Below are 14,954 nucleotides of genomic sequence, written 5' to 3'. Positions count from 1 at the left end.
ACTACTCCACTAATATATAATCAATAATGTAACTTCATTCAACACCCTACTCTTGGAGTAATAAATCTCGGAAAGAAGCTTCAGAAAGTTTTAATTGTTATGCCGATATGTGAACAACTAGCAGCATGATGAATGGAATCTAGCGACTACTGATTTGTAGGAAAAATATTTTTTATCTGCGCCAATGGAAAGTTAAACTCTAATATTGACAAAACCATCACTTATTTTCACATAACACTTTAAGTGTGCAAAAAGATAGCCTCCCGTAATGTGACCCGGGTCTCGTTTGCGATCTATAACTTGTAACTGAAGCACCAATATTTCCACAACTTTTAGCTATCAGGGATTCGCTCCAGCGTGAGTAAACTTCACCGCCTAAGCCTTTGTTAAATAAAATGAACAATTCATATCCAATTTAACTGTTCTCGTTATCTCATCTATAAACTTGAAAAGTAACTTAATTCCAACCAACCTTACTTATGTAATATTGTTTGCAGACACCGTAATACAAGCATTATGACATCGTCTAATGAGAACAACTCATCCAAGGATCCTTCAAATAAAAGGGCGCAACTACCCTCTAAATTTGGCCTCATATTCAATAAACGCTCAGACAAAGTAAGACACTTTACCCAGTGACTCCGTTGCCGTCGTACAACGCTTTGGCAGCAAGCAGTAAGCTTGTATGAATTTACTCGCACAATGCAGTCGTACCGAGCTATTTTATCAAAAGAAACCACATTGATACTGTCTACAGAAAGTGATCTATCCAAGTTTCAAAAAAGAATAAACCCACCGATAGAACCAGCAAATACAATTAAAAATAAATGTTGCAGCCTAAAAACTCGCTTTGATGAAGAGAGGTAACATTAGTTTCCTCTCTTAAGGCGATAACTACGATTTTGAGGACTTCATAGTGCCACGGTGAGACTGAAATTCATCCGCATCTATAAATTCATTATGATCCACATCGATACGATCAAACATGCCATCACTATAAACTGAATTTCTTAAGAGGCGGCCTTCAGATATACGCTGCTCCTGCCTTGCCTTCTGAAAGTTCTCAAACTCATCCTCAGATATCAATCCGTCTTGGTTTGCATCAAAATCTGAAAATACAGGCGGTTGAGACATGCTCATTCTACCATTTCCTCTTTCGATAGCATCAACTGACAGAGAAATAGTAAGACAACCTAGTAATATCGGTAAAATATAACGATTCATGGCTTTCTCCTTTGCCAATTCCCCAATCCAATTATAACCCCATTTAACCATAAGAACAGTGTGGTTTTACAAGGTTCAATAGAAAGAGTCTTCCTCGAAAATTGCAGGTTTTACAATTCAAAAGGTTGTTCTTTCACATCTATATAAAAAATCATCCCATCAGCTGTTTCTTTGTGTTTATTATTATGCATTAAATTAGAGGATTGAAATACATCATGCAGCTTAAAACCATATTTTTGATAGAAGGAGTAATTACAATCTGCGTCTGTCCAAAGAAACGCGGTAGCAATTTCATTGCTTCGACAAAAGTCCATATAGCGGTCCATTAGCTTGCGGCCTAGTCCTCTACCTTTCAACTCGGGACTTACTATGAATAAATTAATCTCACTATCAAACAACTCTGCATCTCTCTCACCTTGTTGATCATTATATTTAAAATTAGCAAGCAATTTTTCCGCTTTCCTTCGCTCGCCAAATGCACCAATGTTTAGATGTTGATTCTTCCATTTATTAATTTGTCTTTCTTTTCGTAAAAATAGAAGTTCTTTGATAATCGATGAATCCTCTTTACTGCCAAAAAGAACACCTTTTACGTTACTATTTTCATCCAGAATCACATCAAGATGTTGATTCCAATTCAAGCATGTCTTCAGATAATATTCATAGACAACACTTTCATTGGGAATGTTAATAAAATCCAAATGAAAACACCACGTGGACTTTATTAACTCCACACAACTATCAAAATGTATATTACTATATTTCTCAAACTTCAATTTATTCATCGCAAACTTTATTAACTATTAACTGTTGAAATATGCGCAAAACCATTAATTGTGACAGAGCTACTTAGGAACAGTGTGCTTCATCGCTTTTTTTGCTGCATCCGCACCGGAGCTAATTGCCGCTTCAAAGGTTGGGTATTCCATATAATCACCAGCCAAATATATGCCTTTAAAGCTATTTTTGAGCTCTTCAAGACGGCCGTAGGAACCCGGACTCATTACTGGATAAGCATGCATAAACCGTTTAATGTCAAAACCTGTTATTTTAGTATCAATGCCAGGCACAATCGTGGACAGCTCTGTTTTGATGATGCTCATTATCTGGTCATCACTATAGGTCATTAATGACTTATCGGAGACACCTTTCGGTGCCAGGTACGCACTGGCAATATACTCTTTAACGTTTTTTAGCGTAGGTTTATAATGGCGCTCTACCCAAGTAGCATCATAAAGATCTGTAACAACATCTCCATCTAGGATAGCTAAATCAAAAGCTTTATTAAATATAGGCGTATTGGAGAATAAAGCTACAGTGATGTACTGTGCATACTCGATCTGACTTAATAACTGTTTTTGACGAGTGGTAAGCACCTGTTTTGCTATCCATTCACTTACCGGTGATGGAGTTGCCAGTATAACTTTATTGGCAATAATGAAAGACTTTTTACCATTGCTATTAAAAATAACCTTATATTTACTACCGAGCCTGGTGATCTCAATCACAGCTGAGTTGTACTTAATATGATCACCTAACTCTAAGGCGATAGCATCAGTAATTGACGCGATACCCTGTACCGTTGTCCAAGAATCTGAATTATTTGAAGGTTGGAAAATATCGTCATACGACGTTACTCCCACATAATCGAATGCGGCTTCAGGTATTAAACTAAGTGCAGAAATATCACTAAAATTGGCACCAAAGAGCCCCCGAGACATAACATTGTATCTACGTTGTATAAACGGAGAAATCCCATTGTCATTTAACCATTGTTTGGCAGTAATATTGTCCAGCTTTTTCCAATCTTCTTTAGGAGCACCATTGATTGCTTGTTTTAGCATTAATAAGAAGTGTTGGAAATTTTGTTTACCTGCTTTTTCGGCAGTGAGCCGAGCAATTTTATCATCACCAATATGCATTTTCCCGTCAAAATAACTGGCATCCATTGGCATTGGTATTTCCACCATAGGTATATCCAGTTCATTAACAATATTTCGAAGTGCACCGTGCGGTTCTCCTAAGTACTCAGTACCTTATGCATAGTGAAAGCTCCCTTTACGACCATTTTCAGCAATCCCACCTGTACGATTGGTTTTCTCAAGCACCGTATAGTCTTCGTTCGATTGATGAAGTGTATACGCTGCAGAAAGGCCTGCAGCCCCTGCGCCTACTACAACATAGTCATACTCTGTTTGCTCTGCTTTGGCTACGTTACACAATGAAAGAGCTACGATACTCATTGCCGGAAGCACACATTTCAATGCTCTAGTTAAAGTCATATTGATTCCTCTGAATATTTGATTGATTACTACTATTAAGGAAACCAATCAACACTTTACGGTATAGTTCTCCTCAACAACCCTAAGCGTAACCCGAGTACAGTTATCAATCGGTTATCATTGTGTCGAAAGTTACTTTTGCTTCAACAGTATTATTTTCTGCAGCTATCTCAAACTTGTATTGTTGTGCCTTACAGATTTTTTCAACCAAATACAGTCCAATACCATATGATGATTCTACCTTATTCTCTGAAGCAGCTTCATTAGTCGGATTTTTAATAGTGACAGTATAGGAGGAGTTTTCAAATATAATACGCCCTTGATGGGTGTACTGAATGGCATTACGAATAAGATTTATTAAAACCAAATGAATAGTACCGTAATTGCCAACTATTACTGGTCCGCTATTGAGTTTGTCGAAGTTGAGCTCAATATCTTTACCCTGAGAAAGATATTTATTATCCTCCACTATTTTATAAATCATTGCCTGTACATCTATTTCTGTAACAGGCAGAGAGGTATCACTCTTTCTTGATACCCAAAGTAATGTTTGAACAAGAGTTTTCATATTATTCACAGCGTACATTATTCTATCGGTTGCACGCTGTGCTGCACCTGTCAGTGCCAGTCGTTCAAGCAATTCACCACTTGTCGAAATAATCGCTATCGGAGTGCGTAGTTCATGGCTAACTGTTCGCAAAAAAAACTCTTCTCTATCAATAAACTCTTTCTGTTTTTTTATATTACTTTTTAACTCTTCAACCAAATTGACTAGTTCAATATATCGAAGGCTTTTGGCTGACGGTGTTTTATCTTCATCCAACGTGTTCACCCAAGCAAAAAGCTATTCAACAGGATTCAATAAACGCCAATATAATATTTTTACAAATGATAAAATTGTAATAACAATCAATGTTACACCAACAAGAACATGGCGTATATTACCTTTCTGTATCGATGATTCATAGCGTATCTTTTCCTCTAATTCATCATCATAGCTAGAAATTATATATACAGATTTGTTCATTTCCTTGATCATGTATTTCAACGCATAGACATAGCGACTATTACCCAATGCATCGTATAACTGCTTTTCGGACATGGTACCATTTTCCATATCCGACCACGGGAAGCCACCTTTAATATACAATGGAATATTCTCTATTTCAGTATATACACTGAGTATCTCACTATTAACTAGAACAGGGAGAGTACCCGCTTTAGAATAAGACTTATCAAGTAAGGCTCCTTGATAAGTGAGTGTATTTTTGGTGTCTATTCTTATGCCATGCTTCACATTGAGATACATTAATGATGCAAACATAAATATCAGTAATATGACGAAGCCGCTTAATAATTTAACAACTTCCTGTTTAATACTCGGCATCACCGTTCCCCTTTAAGCACAAAACCGACTCTGGGTACGGCTTGGATTAGAGGTTTGTCGAATGGTTTATCAACTGACTGTCTAAGCTTGTGAATCTGAACTTTCAAGTTATTCGCATTCGTTTCTTCTCCCCAGACCTCTTGCTCTAGCTCCTCTTTGGTCACAACGGAAGGACTATGCTGTGCCAGTGTAAGCAAAAGCTTCCAACTTAGAGGAGATAGCTCTAACAGGATATTGTTACGAAAAGCTTGATGCTTATCCAAATCCAAAGTGAGATCGTCAATTTGCAGTTTACTGGCTACCTGCCCTTTACTTCTTTTTATTAGCGCGTTTAACCGTGCATATAACTCAGCCATGGCAAAAGGTTTGGTTATATAGTCATCAGTGCCTGCACAAAAACCCTCCAACTTATCGTTTAAACTATCACGTGCTGTCATCATCAAAATTGGCGTCGAGATCCCACGTTTTCTTAGCGTTTGGCAAACAGAAAAACCATTCAGTTTGGGAAGCATGATATCCAGTAATATCACGTCATATTGGTTTCGAGTCGCTAGATTCAGGCCAGATTCTCCATTATACGCGTAATCAATATCTATGTTGTCTAACGCCAGATAATCACTAATCGCTGATGACAATACTTTGTCATCTTCAACCATCAAAACAATCATTACATTCCTCAAATATCATATTCGATATTGCAATCTAATATCTTTAACAGAATAACAGCAGCCCAGTTATCATTTAGTTATTAACTATTAATACCCTAGGCGTACCGCATCTCGTTTGTCAGCTTACAGCCTTTCGAAAAACGTATACACAAGGGCTGTTAGTTCGTTAATTCAATAGTCCCTTTAGCATGATCCCGAGCAACCAGCATGTAAACAGACGGAATAACGAAGAGAGTAAAGAGAGTCCCAATAGCCATGCCTCCTACCAATACTAGTCCGATAGAATTACGAGCTTCGGCACCAGCACCTGTTACTAAGATCAATGGAAAGTGACCCGCAATGGTAGCCGCGCTGGTCATCAAAATAGGCCGTAGCCTGGTTAATGCCGCCTCATGTACCGCATCAAGCTTTGACAGCCCCCGCTCCTGTAGCTTGTTAGCGAATTCGACCACCAAAATACCATTCTTAGAAACCAGACCGACCAAAGTAACAAGACCAACCTGAGAATAGATGTTCATGGTAGTCGTCCAACTCTGAGTCCAGAACGGGACGTTCGGATCCGGCATTTTCAGAAATGTGAAGGTCAGTGCACCAAACATTGCCAATGGCACCGAGCCTGCGAGAATAACAAATGGATCGCGAAAACTGTTGAACTGAGCTGCAAGAACAAGAAATATCAACGTGATTGCGAGGATAAACGCCGGGATGAAGCGTTTCCCTTCTGTACGTAGCTGACGCGATTCGCCCGTGTAATCCAGTACATACCCATCAGGGACAATACTAGCAGCCTCCCCTTCCAAATAAGTTAGCGCCTCATTCAACGGGCGTATCGATACCCCGCTTATTTTAACGGCATTAAGCTGCTGAAATCGATTAAGGGATCTGGGCACGGTCGTATCTTTAATCGTCGCGATGGTCGACAATGGAACCAGGCTATCATCTGGTCCGGTAATATAGATATCCTGCAGCTGTTCAGGGTTAAGCCGTTTCACCCGCTGGATTTGGGGAATGACCTTGTAGCTACGCCCGGCAATATCGAAGCGGTTTACAAAATCGCCCGCTACCATCACTCCGAGATCAGCCCCAACCTGCTCTAGACTTAGCCCGAGATCAGCCGCTCTGTCGCGATCAATAACAAATTCTGACTGCGGTTGGTCAATTTTGACATCAATAATAGGCGGGAAGGCAAAGATACCACTTTGCATCGCCTTGAGCTGAATTTGCTCAGCAATCTCAAGGATTTGTTCTGACTCTGCTGTTGAAGCAAGAACAAACTCTACCGGAAACTGCCCGCCCCCCGGCAGTGCTGGCGGCGTCACGGGAAACATCTGGATACCTGGAATAGCCTGAAGCTTCTGCTGAATGTCAGGGAGGATCTCAAACACAGTACGCTCACGGTCATCCCAGGGGCGAGTTACCATTCCCCCAAACCCCGATGCCGGAAAAGTGATTTGAAACGTAAAATCTGTCTCTGGGACACTATGAAAGGCTTGGTTGGCTGCTGCAGCATCACGGCTGGTCTGATCAAGCGTTGCATTGGCTGAGGCTTCAATTACACCGAAGATAACCCCCTGATCTTCACTTGGGGCAAGCTCTTCCGGCGACATTCTAAACATTGGAACAGTAAGCAAGGTGATACTGCCCCATACAATATAGACAGCAGGGCGAGTATTGAGCGTAATATCAAGCATCCGACTGTAAAACAGCCGAAGGCGTTTAAAGCCACTGGCGACTTTACCCGCAAACCCATGCTCTTCAAGACCTGGCTTAAGAAGCTTGGCCGACATCATCGGCGAAAGCGTCAGAGCTACAATGCCGGAAATGGTCACTGCCCCTGCAAGAGTAAAAGCAAACTCACGAAAAAGTGCTCCTGTAAGCCCTCCCTGCAATCCGATAGGCGCATACACTGCAGCCAAAGTAACAGTCATAGCAATAATTGGCCCTACCAGCTCGCGGGCACCAAGAATGGCGGCGTCTAATGGGCTCTGCCCTTCACAAAGATGACGCTCAACATTTTCAACCACCACAATAGCATCATCTACCACTAAACCGACCGAGAGGACAATCGCCAGCAAAGTGAGTAAATTAATAGTAAAGCCGAACGCCTGCATCAGAAAGACAGCACCGATCAACGACAATGGAATTGCCATCACAGGAACAAGTACTGCACGGAAAGAGCCTAGGAAAAGAAAGATAATCACGACTACGATTAGCAGTGTTTCTCCCAATGTCTCAAGAACCTCATTGATAGCGCTATCGATATACTCAGTGGCATCGTAAGCGATACGTGCCGCCATACCACTGGGAAGCCCCTTTTGAATGGCGGCCATCTCAATCCGTACTCGCTTGATAACATCCAGAGAGTTGGCGTTTGGTAGTGACCAAATTCCCATAAACACGGCGGTTTGCCCTGAAAAGCGAACCTCAGTATCGTAATCCTCTGCGCCCAGAACCACCTCTGCAATATCTTCGATACGAACAGTAGCTCCATCTTGCTGGCGGATGACAAGGCGTTTGAACTCCTCGACGGATTTCAAATCGGTATTCGCCGTCAGGTTAACCTGGATCAGCGAGCCTTTTGTTTGTCCGAGAGCAGATAGAAAGTTATTGGATGACAGTGCCTGACGCACCTGAACCGGGCTAATATTGAAAGCGGCCATACGTTCAGGATCGAGCCAAATCCGCATAGCAAAAGTGCGGGCTCCCAGAATATCTGCTCTCTGTACTCCTTCAATAGCACTAAGGCGCGGTTGCACGACACGTACCAAGTAGTCGGTTATTTCATTCTGAAGCAAAATATCGGAGCTAAAGCTTAGATAGGCCGAGGCAAACTCACTGTCCGCCGACTCAATATTAAGAGTCGGAATTTCCGATTCGGGCGGAAGATCATTGCGCACCTGATCGACCTTCGAACTGATTTCTGCCAGTGCCTTAGTCGCATCATAATTAAGTTTTAGACGAACCTTGATGGTCGAGAGGCTATAGGCACTTTGAGACTCGATGTAGTCAATACCGTCGGCAGCTGCAATCACCCGCTCTAAAGGTGTAGTGATAAAACCACGAACCAAATGGGCACTTGCACCGATATAAACGGTACTAACAATAATCGTCGCATTCTCGCTTCGAGGATACTGACGGACATTAAGCGAGCGCACTGCCTGAAGACCGGCAATGATAATCACAAAGCTGATCACCAGTGCAAGAACCGGGCGGCGTATGAAAATATCGGTAAATTTCATCGTAAAGCCGTCACCATTACTGTCAAGAAGAGGCTCAAAATCTGCTTACACTTTTCTAAAACAATTCTTCAGCTATTAATTATTCTCTAGGTTGGGTTCTAAATTGAAATCAGGTGATAAGGTATTGTCCACCACTACAGCTTGGCCATTACGCAGCTTAAATACCCCGCGACTCACAACAATCTCGTTCTCCTCCAAGCCTGAAAGTACCGTGATGTAATCGCCCCGCTTCTCTCCGAGACGGACAAACTGCTGGCGTAGGACTTTGCCTGTACCCCCCTTTTCACCATTTTTGCTGCTCTCAACCACAAAAGCAGAATCACTGTAGGGTGCATATAAAACGGCAGTAACAGGAATAGTAAGAACATCCTCCCGAACAGAAAGGACGACGACAACATTGACATACATCCCGGGCCTCAGCATCTCATCCGGATTTGGCACTGTGGCCTGAACCCGAATATTTCGGGTTGCAGCATCCACCTCAGGATTGATTGCAGTAATAACTCCTTCGATCACCGTATTCGGATGTGTGTCGGCGGTTACCCGTACTATCGTACCGGTAGTTATCTGTGCGACTTGTCTTTGGGGAAGAAGAAAGTTTACCAAAACAGGACCAAGAGCCTGAAGGGAAACAATCCCATCCCCCTCACTCAAAATCTGGCCAAGATCAACCTGACGAATACCAAGACGACCAGCAAAAGGGGCTCGAATCGTTTTCTTGGCAATCACGGTTCTGATGCTGTCAACCTCTGCAACAACTTGGCGGAGGTTAGCCCGAGCAGTATCAAGTTCTGATTTGGAAACAGTTTTTTTCTTATAGAGATCAGCCGTTCGATTATAAGTGAGCCTAGCAAGTTCTACGCTCGCCTCCGCTCCAGCGAGCTGAGCACGCTCCGAAGTCGTATTTTGCCGTACCAAAAGTTCCCCCTTTTCTGCCTTAGTCCCAGAATCAAAAGCGACCTGAACCACTTTACCCGGAAGCTCCGCAGCAACGGTTACCCCCTGCACGGCCTCCAATGAACCGACGGCTGTCAGCAGAGATTCCCAGGATTCAGCACGCACAACGGCGGTTGTCACCGTCTCGTGCGGGACAACAAATGCGGTTTCGTTATCAATCATCCGCCGGATCTGAAGCGCCTTTATACCGGCAAGTACACTGATTACTATCATCAACCCGACAATAGTCAGTATTACTCTCTTCGCCATTGTCTTGATTTTCCATACATTCAAATATACTACCCAAAATTTGAGTATAAGCAGGATCGAGCACTTATGACGGAAAGACAAGATAGCTAAGTAAGGCTAGAGCAATACACATTATAGGCTTTGGCACCAAAACGAAGGCGAGTACTGCAGTTGCAGTACTCGCTTATAGAGGAAAGCACTCAATCAATGTTCATCATTTTCCCATTAGGCTATCAATTATCTTCCTTTTTTTCTTTCCACGCTTCATGGTCAATGTCTAGATCAGGGAATTTTGTTGAATCAAACAATGGGTGTTCAACCCCTGCTTTAAGTTGCTGCTTATAGTCATTCAAAATACGAATTAGCGTCGGGAACAACATTAGAAGGGCCAGCAGATTAACAATAGCCAGTATCCCCATCATCGGATCCGAAAAGAAAAAGACAGATGTTGCTCCTGGTGCAACGGCCCCAAGAAAAACAATCCCAATAACAAAAATACGAAGGATATGCACAGAGAGCTTATTCTGAGACATAAATGTAAGTGCGTTTTCACCCAGATAGTAGTTGTAGATGATCGAGCTAATCGAGAAAAGTAAAATAGCAATGGTCAGAAAATATTGAGACCAGGTTCCCACATGAGAAACCAGTGATTGTTGAGTCAGGACAACACCATCAATATCTTCCTTACCAGGAACATAGACATCGCCGAGCAAGATCACAAATGCCGTACAGCTACAAATAAGGATAGTATCGATAAACACCGACAACGACTGCGTGATCCCCTGGCTAACTGGATGAGAAACTTCTGCCGTAGCAGCAACATTAGGAGCAGAGCCCAAGCCCGCTTCGTTAGAGAATAGGCCTCGGCGCAAGCCTTGTGCCATTGCAGCACCCATACCGCCACCAACAGCTTCCTCCCAACCGAATGCGTTTGATACAATAGTACCTATAACTGCAGGTATCGATGTAATGTTCATTAAAATAATAAAAAGCGCCATCGCAACATAACCGATAGCCATGATAGGAACAATCACATCTGCAACTTTGGCAATACGTTTGATACCACCGTAGATAATAAAACCCGTTCCCAACGCAAGCAGAGCGCCCGTCCACATACGGTTAATTCCCATACTATCTTGGGCAGCTCCGGCCACCGTATTACCTTGAAACGCATTAAAACCAATCGCAAAAGAAGCTATCAAACATACGGCATAGAGGTAGGCAAGCCAACGGTAGTCTTCACCAAGGCCATGAATAATCGTACGTGCCGGTCCACCCCGGAATTCATCCCCTTCTTTACGCTTATAAAGCTGGGCGAGAGAACATTCTACAAGACTTGTTGCCATGCCCACCAATGCAATTGCCCACATCCAAAACACCGCACCGGGGCCACCAAGCGTAATGGCCACAGCTACACCTGCAATATTACCGCCGCCAACACGTCCGCCGACAGATAGTAGTAATGCTTCCCGGCCAGAAATCGCGTTTTTGTCGGCTGTTTGATTCTTGTTTAATAAGACATGAAACATTCGTCCAAAAAAAGTAAATTGGACAAATCCAGTCACGAGAGTAAAGAAGAGCCCCAGAACAACAAGGAACGGTATCAGTGCCCATCCCCACGTAAGATCGCCAATTACACCAAATAGACCTTCTAACAATTCCATCTCTACTCCTAATCAGCTTATTCTTTAAACCTTATATAGTCAGAGTTGATCTTCAGAATTGAGCTGAGAACTGGGCTAAGTCATTAACAATGCCCTGTATTGATAATTGTCAGAAGTATAGTCGCTCGTAAACTCTTTGGGCGAAAATCCAGCACGCGAGCACTGCAAGTGCAGCGCTCACAGCATTTTTAAGCACGATGTAGGTGATTAATGATACTAAGAAAAAGTGAACTCGCACTGTCAATCAAAGCATCGGGGAAATCATAGTCCGGATTATGCAACTCGGGATGTTCTGTACCGCTACCAATACAGAATAACGCACCGGGCCATTTAATTAGAAATTCAGAAACATCTTCAGACCACCGCATAGGTTCTTCAAGTTCTTGCACTGTTAATCCTACCTGCAGTGCTTGCCGACGAACTATCTCACAATGCTTCGGTGAATTAACAACCGCATTAAACGATTCCTGCCATTTGACATGATTTATTAAGCCCTCTTCGGAAGAGATACTCGAAATCGTATCTAACAAGTCTTTCTTCATAGCATTAAGCACAGCGCTATTATCGCTCCTCAAGGTTGCCATGATTGTGGCCAGCCCAGGAGATGTACCAAATGCCTCTTCGCCCAAAGAGGCATGAACAATCGTTACCAAGCTAAAAGCTTCACTATATTTGTCCGGCATGCGCTGTAGGTACTGAATAATATCGAGCATCGCCGTGATGGGACTAGTGCCGTTTTCAGGCCTGGCGGCATGCGAAGTTTTACCTTCCAGCTCAATAGTTATACCGGTCGATGCGCAGGCAAACGAATCAGGTTTGACGATAACAGTATGTAGCGGGTAGCCAGGAAGATTGTGATAGGCAAAAACATTATCGATATGCTGAGCCGTTAACCAGCTATCGCGTAACATACTTGCAGCTCCGGTCCCTGTCTCTTCAGCGGGTTGAAACAGTAATACCACTTTTCCGGTTGTTGGTGGATTAATGGATAACTCATGGGCGACAACCATTAAACTTGCGGTATGTCCATCATGGCCGCAAGCATGCATAACACCGTCATGTTGAGAGCAGTATGGGAAGCTATTCTTCTCCGTGATTGGAAGTGCATCGAAATCAGCCCTCAGCAGGGTAGTCTCTCCGGGCTGATGACTATCGATAGTACAGATAACGCCATTTCCCCCTACCCCAGTACTTGGAGTTAGCCCAAAAGCTTGTAATTGCGTGGCTATCAGCTTCGCAGTATTTTCCTCGCGCCGTGAGAGCTCAGGATGCTGATGAAGATGGTGACGAAAGAGGATTGAATTGAATTCAGAGGACGGTGAGGAAACATTGTTCATAAAAGCTATATCAGTAATTGTTCAAAGAAGAAGGTTACTTCTGTTCGATGAAGAGGTATGTGATATCAATCTCAGTTTAGTCAACTTTTATTAAAATACAGCGTTAGCTACATTAATGAAAACACAGATTACTAAAAACCTTAACTAGAAATTAATATAACAACACGGTGATCACTGTAAATACATTTACTATTCTTTGCTCTAATCCATCATTGATGAATTGAAATTATGAGAACATAATAACAATGAATAATATTTCACATTCTTAATTTGCGACATCATCGGTATATTTTTCGCTTGTTAAGTAATATTTTATTTTTTACTTGGTAGGCATTTCCCGCGCCAAATAATTATCTAGGGGATGTATTATGCTCATCGCAAAAGAATCAAAACGAACAATTCAATTTCCAACCGCCTTTACGATTTTATTTATTATAATGATAGTTGCTATTGGCCTTACATGGGTTGTTCCTGCGGGTTCATATTCAAAGCTATCTTACAGTTCAGGTGATAATACCTTGCAAGTTGCCAGTCCATTCGGTGATATAACAACAGTGGCAGCAACTCAGAGTGAACTAAAAAAGCTCGATATAAATATAGATATTGACCAATTCATCAATGGCACAATACGGAAGCCTATCGCAATACCAGATACTTATCAGCAACTTGAGCAATCTCCCAAAGGCTTAGGAGATATCGCGGTTAGCATGGTAGAGGGAACCATTGAAGGTGCCGATATTATTGTTTTCATCTTAATTCTTGGAGGAATGATTGGCGTTATAAACAAAACCGGCGCATTTAACGCTGGGTTAATCACTCTATCGGAAAAAACCAAAGGACGTGAATTTCTTTTTGTTGCTCTGGTTTGTATTGTAATGGCACTTGGAGGCACCACATGCGGCTTAGAAGAAGAAGCCGTTGCTTTCTATCCTATTCTTGTTCCCATTTTTCTCGCTCTTGGTTTCGACTCTATTGTTTGTGTCGGCGCTATATTTCTTGCCGCATCAATAGGCACTGCTTTCTCAACAATTAATCCCTTCTCAGTTGTTATTGCATCGAATGCAGCAGGTATTTCATTCACTGAAGGCTTAGGGATTCGCTCTTTTGGCTTAGTCGTCGGGACAATTACCGTTATAGGCTACTTGTATTGGTATTGTAAAAAAATCAAAGCCGATCCTTCATTCTCATATACCTACTCTGACAGAGAGTCTTTCAAAGAACGCTTTTTAAAGGGCAAAAGCCTAGAAGAAAAAGTGCCTTTCACCGTGCGTCGCAAGATCATTCTATTTCTATTTGCGATAGCATTTCCCATGATGGTTTGGGGCGTTTCAATGGGAGGATGGTGGTTCCCTCAAATGGCCGCATCGTTCTTAACAATTGCCATTATAATTATCTTCATTTCTGGGCTTAAAGAGAAAGAAGCGGTAGAAGCCTTTACCCAAGGAGCATCTGAATTAGTCGCAGTATCGCTGATTATTGGTATGGCTCGTGGTGTAAATATCGTACTTGAACAAGGAATGATTTCTGACACTATCCTCGCTTATGCCTCTGATTTGGTTTCAGGTATGCACGGTAGTGTATTTGCTGTTTCTCAAATGTTTGTATTCTTCCTACTTGGATTAGTCGTTCCTTCATCATCTGGGCTGGCAGTATTGTCGATGCCAATTATGGCTCCACTGGCAGATACGGTAGGCATACCTCGGGATATTGTTGTATCAGCCTATAACTGGGGGCAATATGCGATGTTGTTCCTAGCGCCAACCGGATTAGTATTGGTCACGCTACAGATGTTGGATATCCCATTTAACAAGTGGGTTAAATTTGTGCTGCCGATCGTGATATTCCTACTTGTCTTTGGTTCTATTTTATTGACGGCTCAAGTAATGATGCTCTAGTTATTATTAGAATAAACATGCTTACGGTCTCGGGCTCAACCTTATGTTGAGCCCGATATACAACATGGATCAG

The 14,954-nt window shown here is 42.3% G+C and carries 12 protein-coding genes; 1 reads left to right on the top strand and 11 read right to left on the bottom strand.

Features of this window, described 5'->3' with window-relative positions:
* Positions 1-894: 894 nt before the first annotated feature.
* The 11 genes from EDI28_RS13735 to EDI28_RS13690 form a co-directional block, all read right to left on the bottom strand.
* On the bottom strand, positions 895-1,224 hold the full coding sequence (locus EDI28_RS13735; RefSeq protein ID WP_164918558.1) for an EF-hand domain-containing protein: 330 nt from the start codon (positions 1,222-1,224) through the stop codon (positions 895-897).
* Between the two features lie 110 nt (positions 1,225-1,334).
* Positions 1,335-1,925: a GNAT family N-acetyltransferase gene (locus EDI28_RS13730; RefSeq protein ID WP_164918557.1), complete on the bottom strand. Its 591-nt coding sequence runs from the start codon at positions 1,923-1,925 to the stop codon at positions 1,335-1,337.
* Between the two features lie 144 nt (positions 1,926-2,069).
* Positions 2,070-3,194, bottom strand: a complete 1,125-nt coding sequence (locus EDI28_RS13725; protein WP_233353374.1) for a flavin monoamine oxidase family protein — start codon at positions 3,192-3,194, stop codon at positions 2,070-2,072.
* Positions 3,195-3,260: 66 nt separating this feature from the next.
* Complete coding sequence (locus EDI28_RS27340) at positions 3,261-3,506, bottom strand: NAD(P)-binding protein (protein ID WP_233353373.1); 246 nt, start codon at positions 3,504-3,506, stop codon at positions 3,261-3,263.
* 106 nt (positions 3,507-3,612) lie between these two features.
* Complete coding sequence (locus tag EDI28_RS13720; RefSeq protein ID WP_164918556.1) at positions 3,613-4,329, bottom strand: sensor histidine kinase; 717 nt, start codon at positions 4,327-4,329, stop codon at positions 3,613-3,615.
* Positions 4,330-4,350: 21 nt separating this feature from the next.
* Positions 4,351-4,893 carry a PIN domain-containing protein gene (locus EDI28_RS13715; protein WP_128784452.1) on the bottom strand — a complete coding sequence of 181 codons (543 nt, stop codon included), beginning with the start codon at positions 4,891-4,893 and terminating at the stop codon, positions 4,351-4,353.
* Positions 4,893-5,561: a response regulator transcription factor gene (locus EDI28_RS13710; RefSeq protein ID WP_128784451.1), complete on the bottom strand. Its 669-nt coding sequence runs from the start codon at positions 5,559-5,561 to the stop codon at positions 4,893-4,895. Before EDI28_RS13710 ends, EDI28_RS13715 begins: the two co-directional genes overlap by 1 nt.
* A 158-nt stretch (positions 5,562-5,719) precedes the next feature.
* Positions 5,720-8,800: an efflux RND transporter permease subunit gene (locus tag EDI28_RS13705; RefSeq protein WP_128784450.1), complete on the bottom strand. Its 3,081-nt coding sequence runs from the start codon at positions 8,798-8,800 to the stop codon at positions 5,720-5,722.
* A gap of 75 nt (positions 8,801-8,875) precedes the next feature.
* Entirely contained in the window at positions 8,876-10,006 is a 1,131-nt protein-coding gene (locus EDI28_RS13700) for an efflux RND transporter periplasmic adaptor subunit (RefSeq protein WP_128784449.1), read from the bottom strand.
* A 212-nt stretch (positions 10,007-10,218) separates the two neighbouring features.
* Positions 10,219-11,649: an alanine/glycine:cation symporter family protein gene (locus EDI28_RS13695; protein ID WP_128784448.1), complete on the bottom strand. Its 1,431-nt coding sequence runs from the start codon at positions 11,647-11,649 to the stop codon at positions 10,219-10,221.
* Positions 11,650-11,837: 188 nt separating this feature from the next.
* Entirely contained in the window at positions 11,838-12,986 is a 1,149-nt protein-coding gene (locus tag EDI28_RS13690) for an amidohydrolase (RefSeq protein WP_128784447.1), read from the bottom strand.
* 368 nt (positions 12,987-13,354) lie between these two features.
* Between EDI28_RS13690 and EDI28_RS13685 the strand changes: the two genes are divergently transcribed.
* The gene (locus EDI28_RS13685; RefSeq protein WP_128784446.1) at positions 13,355-14,881 is read left to right on the top strand and encodes a YfcC family protein; all 1,527 of its coding nucleotides are present in this window, start codon (positions 13,355-13,357) and stop codon (positions 14,879-14,881) included.
* Positions 14,882-14,954 lie beyond the last annotated feature (73 nt).

Source organism: Photobacterium chitinilyticum, from assembly GCF_004104355.1.
Taxonomy (GTDB): Bacteria; Pseudomonadota; Gammaproteobacteria; order Enterobacterales; family Vibrionaceae; genus Photobacterium; species Photobacterium chitinilyticum.
This window is presented reverse-complemented; position numbering and strand designations above follow the sequence as displayed.

Coding starts and splice junctions, on each gene's coding strand:
- EDI28_RS13735 (WP_164918558.1), bottom strand. CDS start 1,224: ATGAATCGTTATATTTTACCGATATTACTAGGTTGTCTTACTATTTCT.
- EDI28_RS13725 (WP_233353374.1), bottom strand. CDS start 3,194: ATGGTGGAAATACCAATGCCAATGGATGCCAGTTATTTTGACGGGAAA.
- EDI28_RS27340 (WP_233353373.1), bottom strand. CDS start 3,506: ATGACTTTAACTAGAGCATTGAAATGTGTGCTTCCGGCAATGAGTATC.
- EDI28_RS13715 (WP_128784452.1), bottom strand. CDS start 4,893: ATGCCGAGTATTAAACAGGAAGTTGTTAAATTATTAAGCGGCTTCGTC.
- EDI28_RS13710 (WP_128784451.1), bottom strand. CDS start 5,561: ATGATTGTTTTGATGGTTGAAGATGACAAAGTATTGTCATCAGCGATT.
- EDI28_RS13705 (WP_128784450.1), bottom strand. CDS start 8,800: ATGAAATTTACCGATATTTTCATACGCCGCCCGGTTCTTGCACTGGTG.
- EDI28_RS13700 (WP_128784449.1), bottom strand. CDS start 10,006: ATGGCGAAGAGAGTAATACTGACTATTGTCGGGTTGATGATAGTAATC.
- EDI28_RS13695 (WP_128784448.1), bottom strand. CDS start 11,649: ATGGAATTGTTAGAAGGTCTATTTGGTGTAATTGGCGATCTTACGTGG.
- EDI28_RS13690 (WP_128784447.1), bottom strand. CDS start 12,986: ATGAACAATGTTTCCTCACCGTCCTCTGAATTCAATTCAATCCTCTTT.
- EDI28_RS13685 (WP_128784446.1), top strand. CDS start 13,355: ATGCTCATCGCAAAAGAATCAAAACGAACAATTCAATTTCCAACCGCC.